Below are 15,945 nucleotides of genomic sequence, written 5' to 3'. Positions count from 1 at the left end.
AAGTCTCCTTGCGGTGGTGTTATTGTTGTTCGATTTTCACCCGCATTACAGCAACTGCTGCAAGCAGGAACGACACACCACCAACCACTAATGCAAAAATCGGTTGATTATCAAATAGGTTTCTCAGGATCAGCCCTAGTACACTGGCCGCCATCAACTGCGGGATCACGATGAAGAAGTTAAATATCCCCATAAATACGCCCATTTTATGCGCTGGTAATGAGTTACTCAGCATGGCGTAAGGCAGTGAAAGGATTGAGGCCCAGGCAAAGCCAATCCCAACCATAGGCAACCAGAGCAAGCCAGGATCAGTTATCATTTTAAAACTCAATAGCGCACCAGCACCCAACAACAGGTTGATACAGTGTGCGCCGCGCATGCCAAGACGATTCACCATTACCGGGATACACACCGCAGCCAGTGCGGCAAAACCGTTGTAGGCGGCAAACAGTACACCCACCCAGTCAGCACCATCGTTATAGGCTTTACTGGTTACTTCTGTCGTACCATAGTGAAAGCTGGTGACCGCCGAGGTGGTATATATCCACATAGCAAACAAGGCAAACCAGCTGAAGAATTGCACCACTGCAAGCTGGCGCATGGTGCCTGGCATAGTAAAGACATCGTAGATAACGTTATAAAAGCCACCTGAGGTGCTACCGCGCTGCTGAAGGTAACCAGCAATTAGCAGGACAAGCGTAAAGGATAAAAACAGCCCGCTCAGCAAATACAGCTCTTTTTCCAGCTGCAGCCCAATCACAGCAGCCAAAATGCTCCCCCCAATCACGCCGGAAATAAGTGCGGCACGGGCATAATTGATCACCTGATAGCTTTGCTTAGCTTGCGTTTCAACCGCTTCACCGGCAAACTCAGCCAGCTGTTGCGGGCTATATTCTTTGGTTTTCAGAATGGTCCAGCCTACCGCCAGAAATAACACCACACCACCGAAGTAGAAAGCATACTTTACAGACTCTGGGATCTGACCCGGCTCTGCGGTATTGCTGATCCCAAACCAGTTGGTCATCATCCAGGGCAAAGCCGATGCCACGACAGCACCTATACCAATAAAGAAGCTCTGCATGGCATAACCATTGGCACGTTGTTTTTCGTTGAGGTTGTCACCTACCAGTGCTCTGAATGGCTCCATGGTCACGTTAATAGAGGCATCCATGATCCACAGCATACCCGCTGCTATCCAGAGCGTGGGAGAATTAGGCATAAAGAATAACGACAAGGTCGTCAGAATGGCGCCATACAGGAAGAAGGGTCTTCTGCGGCCAAGTTTCCCCCAGGTTCGATCACTCCAGTAACCAATAATTGGCTGTACGATCAAGCCTGTAAGTGGCGCGGCAACCCAAAGGATTGGAATATCATCAACTTTGGCACCCAATGTCTGAAAGATCCGGCTGACATTACCGTTTTGCAGTGCAAAGCCAAACTGGATCCCCAGAAAGCCAAAGCACATATTCCAGATCTGCCAGAAGCTGAGTTGTGGTTTATGTTTTTGCATATTAATTCTCTAATTCAAAGACCGCACTGGCCAGCGGGGCCAGAGTGACTGTCAGCTGATGATTGCTGAGCGAAACCTGCCCATATTGCTCAAGTCTGTCAACCGCTTTGCCCTGCCAACCATCTGGCAAAGTGACAGTGACAGTTTGAGGGGCATCTGCATCAAAGTTGCTGATCACAACCAGACGTTGTGAATCGCTCTGACGGGCAAACCCAATGACTTTGGTTGCGGGTTGACCGCCACGCGTTATGACTGGTGTCGAGACTAACTCGCCCTGCGCTATCGCACTGAAAGAGGCCATGTTCATCAGTTTTTGGTAATAAGCACGCAGCGCCTTTTGCTCTTCGCTCAGTAAAGCACCATCAAACTTACCATCATTCATCCAGGCCTGATGGGCCGGTACACCGATGTAATCGAAGATACTGGTGCGACTGGGTTTGCCAAATCCGGCCATTTCTGATCCGTCTTCACCTACACTCTGGCCAAAGTACAGCAGTGTTGGCGCTTTACTAATCAAATGGCTGACCACCATCGCCGGCTTACCTTTATTCGCATCGCCTGCAAACTCCGGGCTGGCAATACGTTGCTCATCATGGTTTTCCAGAAAGTGCAGCATGTGCGGTGCGATATCTTCTACGCTGGTATGCACATCCAGTACTGCCTGGGCGGTACCTGTGCCCTGCATAAGAGCTTTCAGTGAATCATAAAAGCCCACTTTGTCGTACAGATAATCCATTTTGCCCTGCTCGATATAAGCACGATAAAGCGTTGGGTTGTATACTTCAGCAAGCAAGAAGGCGTCGGGGTTTTTCATCTTGATTGAAGCATTGAGAAAACTCCAGAACTCTACGGGGACCATTTCGGCCATATCATAACGAAAGCCATCTACGCCCTTATCAAGCCAGTAATAGGTGATGTCGCGGAACTTATACCAGCTGTCTGGCAGTTTTTTATCTTGCCAGAATGCATAGTGGGCACGGTAGTCAAGCGTGGCATAGTGTGCCGGCAAGGTGGCAAAGTCATAGCTGCCATCGGGTTTTACACCGTAATTGACCTTAACGGTTTCATACCAGTCATGAATATGAGGCTGCGCTTTACGTGCGCCATTGCCTGTCCATTTGGCCGGGCTTTCAACGAACTGACCATCGGCAAGTGGGTGTTGCTCGCCCCCAAGCACCTGATAATCATCTGAGCTCGGGACACGAAAATCCTGGCCAGTAACGTAGTAAAAGTTGTTATCACGGGCATAGGTCTTTGACGTGTCGTCGTTCGCACCGAAGTCGCTTACGCCTTGTGGCGCACTAAGCGATTGATAATTACGAGCGACATGATTGGGGACTATGTCAATCACCACTTTCATACCCGCTTCGTGAGTGCGGTCTATCAGGGCTTCGAATTCTGCCAGTCTGTTGGCTGGGTCAATGGCCAGATCCGGATTAACGTTGTAATAGTCTTTAACGGCATAAGGGGACCCTGCGCGGCCTTTGACTACATCCGGGTCGTCCACTGATATCCCATATTTGGTATAGTCGCCTACTAAAGCATGATGCAATACGCCAGTGTACCAGACGTGACTAACGCCCATGGCTTTAATTTCAGCCAGCGCTTTAGGCGTGAAATCGGCAAATTTTCCAACTCCATTTTGCGCCTTTGTACCCCACGGAGTGTTGTTACTGTTGGTATTCCCAAACAGGCGGGTAAATACCTGATAAACAACTGGCTTTGCCTCTGTCTGTTGTGTTGCTGCTGCAGCGTTGCTCGCTACAGCTAATGAAGTCTTGTTGTCATTGATACTGTTACAAGCGCTCAGTACCACAGAGCCCGTGATCACCCCAAGCGCGACCACCAACGGTTTTATTGTCATCATAATGTTGTCATTTTTAGTATTTTCAATGAGTCTACTGACTTGGTAATCACGGGTGAACCGCTTGCATACGTATTCAGAGCCCCTATTCATCCGCACGTCATGTTCAATATTCTTAGTGCCCAAATGTAAACTCTGCTCAGGGACAAAGATCGTCGATTTATCGCATCTGGGCCAAACGCTCAAGTTGCGCGCGGTGGTCTTCAAAGTTTAATCCGCATCGGGCAATGTAATCCTGTACCTGTGATAAGTCGTACTTGTTTGCCGCCTCATTGCCAGCGATCAACTGAGACTGCTCGGGATAGATACCGTAACCAGCGAGCAAACAGTGCCAACTGACGGAGGGATAATACTTGTCGATATCCTGACGATGTAATTCATCCGATAAATTTTTGCCCGACACCCAGGTTTGCAATACGTCATATAAAGAACGCGAAAGCTGATTGTTGTTCGCGTTATCACGCCAGTATTGTGTATCGGCTCTGCTGTTTACACGATAATGCGCCACAATATAATCGCGAATGGCCTGGTAACGGGCATCGAGTGACTGGTTATGCCTGGTTTTGAGCTTATCGGTGAACTCGCCGTCCTGATAGCATTCAATAAAGCTTTGAACGGTTTCCTGAACAATATGAAGCGCAGTCGCTTCCAGCGGCTCAATAAACCCTTGTGACAATCCAATGGCAAGACAGTTTTTGTGCCAATGCTTTTTGACCTGCCCCACCTTCATGGTCAAGTGACGGGCTTCAACGTCACTGTCCAGCAAACCCAGTGCGGTACGTAATTCGGTTTCAGCTTTATCCGGATCGCAATAGCGTCGGCTGTAGACATAGCCGTTACCAATGCGGTTGGTCAGAGGTATATGCCAACTCCAGCCAAACTTGCGGGCAATGGACTGGGTTTCAGAAGAAATCACATCACCCTGTTCTGTTGGCAAAACCACAGCGGCGTCATTAAACAAGTTGTTGGCAAAAGACTCAAAGCCCACGTCCAGATGCTGCTGCATTAACAAACTGCGAAAGCCCGAGCAGTCGATAAATACATCACCTGTAATTTCCGTTCCCTGCTCACACACCAACGCTGCAATGTCACCATTTGTATGTTTACGCACATCGCTGACATTGGCCTGAATGTGCTCAACGCCCAAATCGCGGGCTGTTTGAGCTAAGAAGAGCCCAAGCTTACCGGCATCAAAATGATAGCCATAGTTAATTTCAAACGGAAAATGATGCGCAGCGATTGGGGCTTTAGCCTGCTCGGCCAGATAGGTAGTAAGAAAAAATGGGTCTGGATGGCCTGCTACATCAATCGCTTTTCTTCGAACAAAGCTGTTATGAAAGAAGGCTGGCGCTGAATAATCGTCGGGCTGTGAAGGAAAGGGATGAAAGTAGCTGCTAAAGCCAGGACGCGTTGACCAGTCAATAAAACGAATGCCATTTTTATAAGTTGCGTTACACGCTGGCATCCACTGCGCTTCACTGATCCCCATAAAGTCCATAAACCCCTTGAACTGGGGAGTAGAGCCTTCGCCCACGCCAATGATGCCAATATCCGGTGACTCGACCAGGGCAATCTCAATCGGCTGGTCCTGCCAGCTTTTGGCCATCAGGTTAGCCGCCATCCAGCCTGCTGTACCACCGCCTAAAATCACGATTCTCTTTTTATTCATCATTTTCACCTCATAAAACAAAGCCACCAGAAAACTGGTGGCTTTATATCAGATCACGCTCGGTGCTTAGAAGCTATAGTTAAACCCTAAGAAGTACTGGCGACCGAACTCTTTGTACTCGCCAGTTGCCAATGCCGTACCATAGTTGGTGGTGTTTGGCTCATCAGTCAGGTTGTTGATTTGAAGCACGGCCTGCAAGCCATTTTCAAAATCATAAGTGCCCTGCCAGTCAACCACAGTGTACTCATCCGCCATTGCAAATGCTGAACCTCCGGGAGTTGCACCTTCATAGACATACTCATCACGATAACGGACATTCAAATGTGTTGTGAACGCATCGATATTCCAGAATATCGTGGCACTCCAGACATTTTTTGACAAGCCAGGTAGTGCTAGCTTAGCATCATTGAAGCTTGCTCCGCCCTCAACACCAATTTCGCTGTCACTGTATGAGTAGTTCGCATTGAAGCCCAGTCCAGAGAAAATACCAGGCAAATTGTCAAACATTGTGGTGTATGCCAACTCAACCCCTTTGATGTAACCACCTTCGATGTTGTGAGATGTCTGATATTGACCTTCAACAAACCCTTCTGGCGCTTCAAGACCAATCGACGACCAATCTACTTCGCCTTCCAAATAAGTGGTGCTCTTGATCAAAGTTTCAATGTCTTTCCAGAAAATTGCAGCAACGAACGCACCACCATCTTCGAAGTAGCGCTCATAAGACAAATCGAACTGATCCGCTCGGAACGGGTCCAGATTCGGGTTACCTTTGGACCACACATTGTATCGTTGGCTTGTTCCGTCATTAGCGGTATCAGCCCATGAACCAGCACCACCACGAAGCTGATACACTGGCGGACGCCCCATCACTTTTGCCGCAGCAAAGCGAATTTGATCTGTATCGCTGATGCGGAAGTTCAGGTTCAGTGATGGCAAAGTATCTGTATATTCAGGGCCATATTCCACATGACGGTAGTCAGTGCGCTCTACACCATTATCGTCAACAATTTTGTCACCGACTTCTCCACCCTGGATTTGTTGAATACCAACAGATTTTGTATCTGTCTTAACAACGCGCACACCAAAATTACCTGTGACCGGAATATCTCCAACTTCGGTGTCAATATTTGCCATGACATAACCGGCAAGCACTTCCTCTTTCACCGCACCACTTTCAATCAGTGTCCAGTTGTGTTCCCAGGTTTGCTGTGCATCGTAATTGCCCGGGCCAAATACCGCGTCCGCGATACCTACAAGATCTAATTCGAGGTAATCGAAGCCGCGCGTGTGTTCAACAGTTACAAAACCGTCCAATTTATGTGGCATACAGGCATGATTCTGGTGATTGAATTCACACCCTTTGTTGGTCACAATCGTGCCATCTGCCATCTGATAGCCATTTTGGCCTTCACGTTGACCCCAACGGAATGTTGAACGCTTATCGGTAAATTCACGATCTGACCAACGTGCACCGACTTCAATAGACGAGATGAACCCAGCTTCTACATGGTATTTAAAATCAACCTTAAAGCTGTCCAGCTCGTCCGTATACTCATGCGGGAACTGCTCCCAGTCACCAAGGCGCATATGAGATAGGTCCGTGTAGTCCGTTCCCAGTGTCAGGATAGGAGAATTTTTCGCTCTTTGTTCGAAACCAAAAGTCTGGTTTCTCAGTTCCTGCCAGGCCAGTGCAGAACTGCCGTCTTCAAGGGTGATAGTTGAATATTCATATGCATGCATTGACGCAATCATATCGCGACGAGTCTTCTCGCCTTCACTGTGTGCGAAATCTAGCTTCAGTTCCCACTTATCAGTAACATACTCAAGACCCAAACCAAAGCTATCAGTTGTAGACTCGGTTGACTGGTCTTCACTACGCATTTCAAGCCAAGGGCCAGCAGTATCTGTTACAACCACATCGCCTGCGGTCAGGAACTCATCGTTCACAGCCACATTGCTAATGGTATATAGCTCGTTTACATTTTTGGAAATGCCTTCAATATTGAGACCACTTTTTTTATCTTCAGACTCAAACTCAGAGCGGAAGTAATCAAACTGAACTTTTAAAGCGTCGTTTGGTTGATATACCAAGGTACTCATTATACCGACACGTTCATCACTTCCCTTCGCAGAGCGAAGCTGAAAGCCATCTAAAGAGTTTTCGGTAACGCCGTCGCCATCAAAGTCTTGCCAGTTATCAATTTTCTCTATGACGTTTCCATTTTCATCGAGCACTTCTTTCTTAACACGCGTTGGCTTGTGTGCTGAAAAATCAATCGCATTATTTGGCTGGTTTAGAAATGCTGCGCCAATACCAAAACCCAAAGTTTCGTCCAGGAATTTGCCCTGATAAGAGAAACTGATGCGCTCACCACTTGAATCGGCGCCAACATCAGATGCCGCGTCATTGTATGAATAGCGAACTGATGAATTGAAGTTGTGCTGCTCTTTAGCCTCAAGCGGGTTTGCTGTTTTCAGTTCAACTGTTGCTGCAACACCCCCTTCTACCAAAGAGGCTTTTGGCGACTTGTATACAGCAGCCTGGTTGATCAACTCTGACGGGTACTGGTCAAACGATATCCAGCGGCTACCCGCTGTATAACCACTGGTGCTTGCCTGTTCACGGCCATTAAGTGTTGTCTGAATAAAGTCGCCGTTCATACCACGAATATTCAACTGAGATGACTGACCACTTGCGCGCACCGCTGTCACACCTGGCAAACGGCTCAGAGAGTCTGCAATGGAAACATCGGGCAAAGATGCCAGATCACCAGCATCAACGACTTCTGCTACTGTGTCGCTGTAACGCTTTTTATCGATTGACGCGATGATACTACGAGAGATACCACGTACCTCGATAACTTCAACATCCTCTTTCTTTGCTGCTTTCTCTTCTTCTGCAACGACCGAAAAGTGGCTAACGCCAGCGGCCATAAGCGCAACTGTTAGCATGCTTGGTTTGAACATAGACATAGTGTTTTATCCCAATTAACCATTTTTATGACGCCTAGTTGTTTGTTTATTCGTCACACGGTGAACCGTGAAGCGCTACAACGATTTTAAAGGCGGTAATTTTGTTGTCAGCGGCAATAGTAGCGCTGCCTTCAACGTCCAAACAACTTTATGCATACGTATTCAACGCAACCTCCATTTCATTTTGTTCACAGAACATTCACTCCTAATCGCGCTAACCCCCTGTTACCTTTATAAATGTTATCGCAACAATCTGATGGCAAACAGTCCGTGCTACACCTTAGCTCAATTTACTAAGTTTTAACGAAAATCAAATAACTGCCAACGATTACGCCGCCAAAATTATCGAGTTTTTCTGCTGCATACCCAATTTGATAATTGGTATTACCAATTAATCTAACTGTAACACAGGTGAGAGAAGGTAATGTTAGGTAGAATCACATATTGGTAAAGAGCACCAATAAGTTTGAAATCCGGCTTTTATATTAATCTAATGACAACTAATTATGCTGCATACGTATGCAGACTTTTTACTCATATCAACGCATGTCGTATGCTCTTCGCCATTGTTAATATTTAGTGTTGTCGTATCTTGTTTACATCATAATCTGACCTCACCTCGTTTGAATTGACTACAGTTATTAAGCCCCTCAATACATTGAGTTGCGAGATGGCTCCAGAGGCAGAGCGGATACGGCAACCAGCTGCACGGCGCAGGAGAAAGTGCATGGCTCATAATGAATGGTGGAAAGGCGCGGTTATCTATCAGGTATACCCCCGCAGCTTTTGCGATACCAATAATGATGGAATTGGCGATCTTCAGGGGATCATTAGCAAGCTCGATTACATTAAGTCGCTCGGCGTAGATGCCATCTGGATCTCGCCATTTTTCAAGTCTCCTATGAAAGACTTCGGCTATGATATCAGCGACTACCGTGATATTGACCCGATGTTTGGTAACCTGGATGACTTTGACGAATTAATCGACAAGGCACATCAGCGTAATATTAAGATCATTATTGATCAGGTACTTAGCCACACTTCCGATGAACATGCCTGGTTTAGCGAAAGCCGTGCCAGCCAAACAAACGGCAAAGCTGACTGGTACGTTTGGGCTGATGCCAAGCCTGATGGCAGCCCGCCAAACAACTGGCTGTCTATCTTTGGTGGTGTTGCATGGCAGTGGGATTCTCGCCGTTGTCAGTACTATCTCCATAACTTTCTGACTGAGCAGCCGGATTTGAACTTCCACAATCCTGAAGTACGTCAGGCGGTTTTGGATAATGTCGAATTCTGGCTGAAAAAAGGTGTTGACGGTTTCCGCCTGGATGCCATTAACTTTTGCTTCCATGATCAACAGCTGCGTGACAACCCTGCAAAACCAAAGGAATTACGTCAGGGCCGTGGTTTTAGCGAAGACAACCCTTATGCATTTCAGTACCATTATTACAACAATACTCAGCCGGAAAACCTCGCGTTTATGGCAGAAATCCGCACCCTGCTCGACCGCTACCCTGGCACGGTCAGTCTGGGAGAGATTTCATCCGAGGATTCTCTTCAAACCATGGCTGAGTATACCTCCGGCGGTGATAAGCTGCACATGGGCTACAGCTTTGAGTTACTGACCAAAGACTACAGTGCAAGCTACATTCGTGAAACCGTCTCTCGCCTTGAAGCGGTCATGACCGAAGGCTGGCCATGTTGGGCGTTCAGTAACCACGACGTAGAACGCGTTGCAAGCCGCTGGTCTAAAGACGGTAAAACCGTTGACGCATGCCAGGCGAGCATGCTCACTGCGTTGTTGGGGTCATTACGTGGCAGTGTATGTATGTACCAGGGCGAAGAACTGGGCCTGGGTGAAGCCGATGTCGCATTTGAAGATTTACAGGATCCTTATGGCATTACGTTCTGGCCGAACTTTAAGGGACGTGATGGCTGTCGCACGCCAATGCCCTGGCATACCGAGCTTAAGCATGCAGGCTTCAGCGAAGGAAAACCCTGGTTGCCTGTATCACCAGCACATCTGTCACAAGCGGTTTCTCAGCAAGCTGGCCTGGAAGATTCAATTTTGGCCCGCTATCAGGCATTTATGGCATGGCGGAATACAATGCCCGAATTACAGGTTGGTGATATCGAGTTCATAGATAGCCCGGAACCTGTGCTGGCATTTTATCGGCGCTATCAGGGAAAAACAGTGCTATGTGCGTTCAACCTGAGCGAGCAGCCTGCTCAGCTCGCACTGAACATTAGCCACCATGCGCAACACCAGGAGTTAGTCCATCATAATGGTCGCTATGAACAAGGCCTGCTGTCCCTGCCCGGATATGGCTGTTACTTTGCCTCATTATAACCCCTTGACCTAAAAGCCCCGATTTCGGGGCTTTTTCTATTCACAGGCTGGCCTTAACACACCTGTTTGAGTTTATGTATTGGCATCGCTTTATAGTAGTACCAGCCCTGATGCACACACACACCCTGACGGGATAAATACTCTGCCTGATGCGCCGTTTCTACGCCCTCTGCAATCAGCTTTTTATCGAGCTTAGCTGCCATCTCTATCATCGCATTCAGTACAGGGGACTGCAGGTTATCCATACCAATAGAGGCAACAAAGGTCTGGTCTATCTTCAACAAGTCAATCGGAAAACTCTGCAGATAATGCAACCCGCTGTAGCCCGTACCAAAATCGTCTATCGCTATCTCGACCCCAGAGCTTACCAACGACTGCAGAACGGAGTGTATTTGTGCCTGTGATAACACGTCCCGCTCTGTCAGCTCTATGGTGAGTTTCGGGATAACCTGGTTCGCTTTGTGCAGAACTTCAAGATAATCTGCGCAAGTCAACAAATACCCGTTCACGTTAAACGACACCTTGAAGTGAGGTTTACTTTGTAAAATCGCACGCAATTCAGTCAGCGCTCTTTCTATCTGATAAATCGACAAATCAAGAATACTGCCATCCCGCTCTGCTTCGGGAATAAAATAGGCTGGGCTCAGCTCCCCCTCCACAGGATGTTGCCAGCGGATCAGCACCTCAACCCCAACAACTTCCCGGGTCGTTGCATCTACCAGAGGCTGATAAACATTAAATAGTTCCTGTTTATTAATAGCCCCAAGCAATAATGCCCGGCTACTCAATACCCGGCTATCGTAGTGGTTGAGCAACATAGTAAGCCCCACCAATGAGCCACAATATAGAAGCAACAGCGTTAACAACCATACAGGTTGGATGGTGGAAAGTCGTTTGGCATCGCTCGACACCATAATAGTTAGCTGCGGTAAAGCGGCAAGCGGACGTGCAAAGATATATTTCTGCGTGCCATCGTCAAAGTGCCCTTCAAACTCCAGCACATCCGTCATGGGAAATATCGTCTCGCCCAAAGGTAAAGTGTACTTACCACGCAAAAATATGGGCACGCCGGACTCACCATCGAGCAAAGCAATAAAAGCCAGGTTTCTATGCCGGGTAATATCTAACGTATCACTCAACCAGCTGGTTGGTAGTAAGGCATTAACTTCAAATCCATCACTACGTGTGCGCGCCAACACAAACGCAGGGACTTGCAAAAAGTCAGTAATGATTGGGCCATGATATCTCAAGCCGGGTTGTTTTATGGGCTCTGTGGTTTGTACGGGGGGCATCAGACGGCCAAATGAGTTACACAGTAATCGGCCATATTCATCGACGATGCCAATCTCACTCAACGCCGGATTAATGAACACCTGCTCTCGCATCAAAGAGATGGTGTGAGCGTCACACGTTTCATCAAGGCGCTCAGCATGTTTTAAAAAGACATCAATATTATGAAGCTGCGAATCGAGCTCCTGGCGGATCAATTCGGAGGCGGCCTGAACGGATTGCTTTGCGGCTTCTTTCTGTTGCACGTAGACAAAAATCGCCAACGAGCCAAATAGCAGAGAGCTTATCAACCACGCAACACAGATATTTTTTATACGATTAGTCAAGGAGTGATTACCCTGGATCAACTTCGCACTCCAAACAAATACAAAGGCCAGATGGTAAAACAGGTAAATTAAATTTTTATGACAAGAAACCCCGGTTGATGCCGGGGTTTCTTAATTATCATACAGATATCTAGCTGAAGGTAACGCAGCAGAACATGCCTGCGCACTAACCCAAAGACGTCTGCGTGATCACAGGTTTTTGCTGGTTCCCACTTCTACACGTGTTTTTAACTTCTGACCAGGTCTGAAAGTTACAACACGACGTGCCGAGATGGGAATGTCTTCACCAGTTTTAGGGTTACGACCAGGGCGTTCTTTTTTATCACGCAGGTCGAAATTACCAAAACCGGACAGCTTTACCTGCTCTCCACTTTCCAGCGCTGAGCGGATTTCTTCAAAAAACGCTTCAACTAAGTCTTTGGCATCCTTTTTATTTATCCCCAATTTCTCAAATAGGTGTTCAGCTATGTCGGCTTTAGTAAGCGCCATATCTAGTCCCTCAACGATGCATTAAATTGTTTGGCCAATTCGGCCACGACGATTTCTACAGTGTCGTTGATGTCTTTCTCTTCGAGCGTTCTATCAACGGCTTGCAGTGTTAGAGCAATGGCTAAACTCTTATAACCAGGCTCAATACCTTTGCCCTTATACACATCGAATAAGTTTAGGTCAACTAATTGATTTCCGCCAACTTTCTCAATGCTTTCTAAAATATCGCCTATTTTTACATCATCTGCAACTAAAATAGCAATATCACGGCGATTTGACGGGAATTTCGAGATACTAACGGCTTCTGGAAGCTTACGCTCAGCGATCGCTGCTGTTTCAACTTCAAAAACATACGCAGTTTCATTAAGATCCAGTGATTTTTGCAGCTGCGGATGAACCGCGCCGATATAACCCACTTTCTCACCATTGGCATAAATGGCAGCAGATTGACCCGGGTGCAGACCATCACTTGGTTGCGCTTTGAAGCTAAAACGCGCTTTATCATTGCATAAAGCCAGCAACGCCTCTACATCACCTTTCACGTCGAAGAAATCAGTCTTACGGCTTTCAATGCCCCAGTGTTCATTGTGCGTGTTGCCATATACAACACCACCGATCACCGGTGTTTGACGAACCCCGTTCTCTGCGGTGTCGTCTTTAACGAATTTCAGGCCATGTTCAAACAAACGGATGCGAGCCTGCTGGCGGTTTTGGTTGTAGGCTACAGCATTAAGTAACCCTGGCATCAGGCTTACGCGCATCGCAGACATTTCCACCGAAATTGGATGTGGTAGTACCAAAGCATCGCTTTCAGGGTGCAGCAGTTGTTGTTTCTTAGGATCAACGAAGCTGTAGGTAATTGCTTCCTGATAGCCTCGTGCGACCAGTTCATTACGCAGGCGAGAAACGGGTAAACGCGCTTCCTGGTGATCGGTCATCTTTAATGCCGCTGTCGGTGCTACATTTGGAATATTGTTATACCCAAACACACGTGCAACTTCTTCGATGAGATCTTCTTCAATACTAATATCGAAACGATAACTTGGTACAGTTGCAGTCCAGCTATCGTTAGCAAACGCCACATCCAGACCAAGGCGCGTCAGGATATCCGTCACTTTTTCATCAGCAATATGATAACCAATGACACGATCAAGACGTGCACGGCGCAGTGTCACAGATTTTGCCTCAGGCAAATCAGCTTCAGACACGGCTTCTACAACCGGACCGGCCTGACCGCCAGCAATTTCAAGTAGCAAGGCCGTTGCTCGCTCCATTGCATCATGCTGTAACTGATAATCCACTCCTCGCTCATAACGGTGTGATGCATCAGTGTGCAGGCCATAGCTACGTGCCTGACCAGCAATTGCTAAAGGACTGAAGAATGCACTTTCAAGCAAGATGTCTGTAGTGCCTTCTTTAACACCTGAGCTTTCACCACCAAAGATACCGGCCATCGCCAGCGCTTTATTGTGATCAGCAATCACTAATGTGCTTGGCTTCAGCTTGGCCGTATTGCCATCAAGCAATACCAGCTCTTCGTTTTCAGCAGCACTACGTACTTTGATACCACCTTCAATGGCACTTAGGTCAAACGCATGCATAGGGTGACCCAACTCAAGTAATACGTAGTTAGTGATGTCAACAACCGGATCGATTGAGCGAATGCCTGAACGACGTAACTTTTCAACCATCCAAAGAGGTGTGATTGCATCCAGGTTGATACCTTTAACCACGCGGCCAAGGTAACGAGGACAAGCCTGACTGTTTACCAGCTCAATCTCAATTTTGTCATCAATGGTTGGCTCAACAGCTGGAATAGCCAACTCATTGACATCAATACCATTTAACACCCCCACTTCGCGTGCCAGGCCTTTGATCCCCAGGCAATCACTGCGGTTAGCAGTCAGGTCAACGTCGATGGTGACGTCGTCTAGGTTAAAGTATTCGCGGATGTTCTGACCAATTTGCGCATCTGCTGGCAGCTCTAAAATACCGTCAGAGCTTTCTGCCATGCCCAGCTCTTCAAAAGCACACAACATGCCATGAGACGGCTGGCCACGTAATTTTGCTTTTTTGATTTTAAAGCCACCTGGCAGTACAGCACCCACTTTCGCCACTGCGACTTTCAGACCTGTGCGGCAATTCGCAGCACCACACACGATATCCAGCAACTCGTCTTCACCAACATTGACTTTGGTTACACGTAATTTGTCTGCGTCCGGGTGTTGGCCACACTCAACCACTTCACCAATCACCACGCCTTCGAAGTCACCCGCAACCGGGTCGACACCATCGACTTCCAGTCCGGCCATTGAAAGCTGTTCAGATAGAGCCTCGGTATCAATCGCAGGATTAACCCATTCTCTTAACCACTTTTCACTAAATTTCATTGTTGTATCGCTCTTATCTGAATTGGTTTAGGAACTTTAAATCGTTTTCGAAGAAAGCACGTAAGTCGTTTACGCCATAGCGCAGCATGGTCAGACGTTCTACGCCCATACCAAATGCAAATCCAGTGTACTTCTCAGGGTCAATGCCCACAGAGCGCAATACGTTCGGATGCACCATTCCGCAGCCTAACACTTCTAACCACTTACCATTTTTACCTTTCACATCCACTTCTGCTGACGGCTCAGTAAACGGGAAGTAAGAAGGACGGAAGCGGATCTCCATGTCTTCTTCGAAAAAGTTACGTAAAAAGTCGTGCAAAATACCTTTCAATTCAGTGAAACTCACATCCGTATCGACCATCAGGCCTTCTACCTGGTGGAACATCGGCGTGTGTGTCTGATCGTAATCGTTACGATACACTCGACCCGGAGAAATAATACGCAGAGGCGGCTGCTCAGCTTCCATTGTACGGATCTGAACACCACTGGTTTGTGTTCTCAGAACCAGTTTAGGGTTAAAGTAAAAGGTGTCATGATCAGCACGAGCCGGGTGATGCTCTGGAATATTCAGCGCGTCAAAGTTATGGAAATCATCTTCTACTTCCGGGCCTGACTTAACCGCAAAGCCCAGTTCTCCAAAAAACTGCTCGATACGCTCAATGGTCCGTGTTACCGGGTGTAAACCGCCCTGTGGTGCCGTACGGCCAGGCAGTGTTACATCAATGGTTTCTGCCGCCAGTTTTTGAGCAAGAGCAGCCTGCTCCAGCGCGTCACGCTTTTCGTTGATCGCGGTCTGAACCTGATTTTTTGCCTGGTTAATCACCTGACCCGCTTCTTTACGTTCTTCTGGTGCCAGTTTACCCAGGGTTTTTAGTAGTCCAGTGATCTCACCTTTTTTACCAAGGTAGTTAACTCTGACTTCCTCAAGTTGCGCAACTTCGCTCGCGTTAGCAACGGCGTCTAGCGCTTGCGCTAAAATATTCTCTAAGTTCATTCTATACCTGATCTTGTTGAGGTCATTTGCCTTTCATTGAATCGATTATAATAACTGAAACAACGGGGCAGATTCTAGCCCAAATTA

9 protein-coding genes are annotated in these 15,945 nt (G+C 47.4%); 1 reads left to right on the top strand and 8 read right to left on the bottom strand.

The window, feature by feature from the left end:
- Positions 1-19: 19 nt before the first annotated feature.
- The 4 genes from QNM19_RS05515 to QNM19_RS05500 all read right to left on the bottom strand — a co-directional run bounded on the left by QNM19_RS05515 (position 20) and on the right by QNM19_RS05500 (position 8,019).
- The gene (locus QNM19_RS05515; RefSeq protein WP_049863402.1) at positions 20-1,510 is read right to left on the bottom strand and encodes an MFS transporter; all 1,491 of its coding nucleotides are present in this window, start codon (positions 1,508-1,510) and stop codon (positions 20-22) included.
- 1 nt (position 1,511) lies between these two features.
- Positions 1,512-3,368 carry an alpha-amylase family glycosyl hydrolase gene (locus tag QNM19_RS05510; protein ID WP_417712152.1) on the bottom strand — a complete coding sequence of 619 codons (1,857 nt, stop codon included), beginning with the start codon at positions 3,366-3,368 and terminating at the stop codon, positions 1,512-1,514.
- Positions 3,369-3,534: 166 nt separating this feature from the next.
- Positions 3,535-5,043: a tryptophan halogenase family protein gene (locus QNM19_RS05505; protein ID WP_049863403.1), complete on the bottom strand. Its 1,509-nt coding sequence runs from the start codon at positions 5,041-5,043 to the stop codon at positions 3,535-3,537.
- Positions 5,044-5,109: 66 nt separating this feature from the next.
- A complete protein-coding gene (locus QNM19_RS05500; protein ID WP_049863404.1) occupies positions 5,110-8,019 on the bottom strand; it encodes a TonB-dependent receptor in 2,910 nt (969 codons plus the stop codon).
- A 727-nt stretch (positions 8,020-8,746) separates the two neighbouring features.
- On the opposite strand from QNM19_RS05500, the gene QNM19_RS05495 reads away from it, so the two are divergent.
- Positions 8,747-10,369 (top strand): alpha-glucosidase family protein, encoded by a 1,623-nt coding sequence (locus tag QNM19_RS05495; RefSeq protein ID WP_049863405.1) that lies wholly within the window; start codon positions 8,747-8,749, stop codon positions 10,367-10,369.
- Positions 10,370-10,422: 53 nt separating this feature from the next.
- Here the strand turns inward: QNM19_RS05495 and QNM19_RS05490 are convergent, their stop codons facing one another.
- From QNM19_RS05490 to pheS, 4 genes are all read right to left on the bottom strand, one after another.
- The gene (locus tag QNM19_RS05490) at positions 10,423-11,985 is read right to left on the bottom strand and encodes an EAL domain-containing protein (protein WP_284026450.1); all 1,563 of its coding nucleotides are present in this window, start codon (positions 11,983-11,985) and stop codon (positions 10,423-10,425) included.
- 189 nt (positions 11,986-12,174) lie between these two features.
- Positions 12,175-12,474 carry an integration host factor subunit alpha gene (gene ihfA / locus QNM19_RS05485; RefSeq protein WP_010384797.1) on the bottom strand — a complete coding sequence of 100 codons (300 nt, stop codon included), beginning with the start codon at positions 12,472-12,474 and terminating at the stop codon, positions 12,175-12,177.
- 2 nt (positions 12,475-12,476) lie between these two features.
- Entirely contained in the window at positions 12,477-14,864 is a 2,388-nt protein-coding gene (pheT, locus tag QNM19_RS05480) for a phenylalanine--tRNA ligase subunit beta (RefSeq protein WP_049863406.1), read from the bottom strand.
- A gap of 13 nt (positions 14,865-14,877) precedes the next feature.
- Positions 14,878-15,858, bottom strand: coding sequence for a phenylalanine--tRNA ligase subunit alpha (pheS, locus tag QNM19_RS05475; protein WP_049863407.1), 981 nt, complete (start codon positions 15,856-15,858; stop codon positions 14,878-14,880).
- Positions 15,859-15,945: the final 87 nt, after the last annotated feature.

The organism is Pseudoalteromonas ardens, from assembly GCF_030125445.1.
Lineage (GTDB): Bacteria > Pseudomonadota > Gammaproteobacteria > Enterobacterales > Alteromonadaceae > Pseudoalteromonas > Pseudoalteromonas ardens.
The sequence above is the reverse complement of the archived record's forward strand: the minus strand, read 5'-3'. Positions and strand labels throughout refer to the sequence as shown.

Coding starts and splice junctions, on each gene's coding strand:
- QNM19_RS05515 (WP_049863402.1), bottom strand. CDS start 1,510: ATGCAAAAACATAAACCACAACTCAGCTTCTGGCAGATCTGGAATATG.
- QNM19_RS05505 (WP_049863403.1), bottom strand. CDS start 5,043: ATGAATAAAAAGAGAATCGTGATTTTAGGCGGTGGTACAGCAGGCTGG.
- QNM19_RS05500 (WP_049863404.1), bottom strand. CDS start 8,019: ATGTCTATGTTCAAACCAAGCATGCTAACAGTTGCGCTTATGGCCGCT.
- QNM19_RS05495 (WP_049863405.1), top strand. CDS start 8,747: ATGGCTCATAATGAATGGTGGAAAGGCGCGGTTATCTATCAGGTATAC.
- ihfA (WP_010384797.1), bottom strand. CDS start 12,474: ATGGCGCTTACTAAAGCCGACATAGCTGAACACCTATTTGAGAAATTG.
- pheT (WP_049863406.1), bottom strand. CDS start 14,864: ATGAAATTTAGTGAAAAGTGGTTAAGAGAATGGGTTAATCCTGCGATT.
- pheS (WP_049863407.1), bottom strand. CDS start 15,858: ATGAACTTAGAGAATATTTTAGCGCAAGCGCTAGACGCCGTTGCTAAC.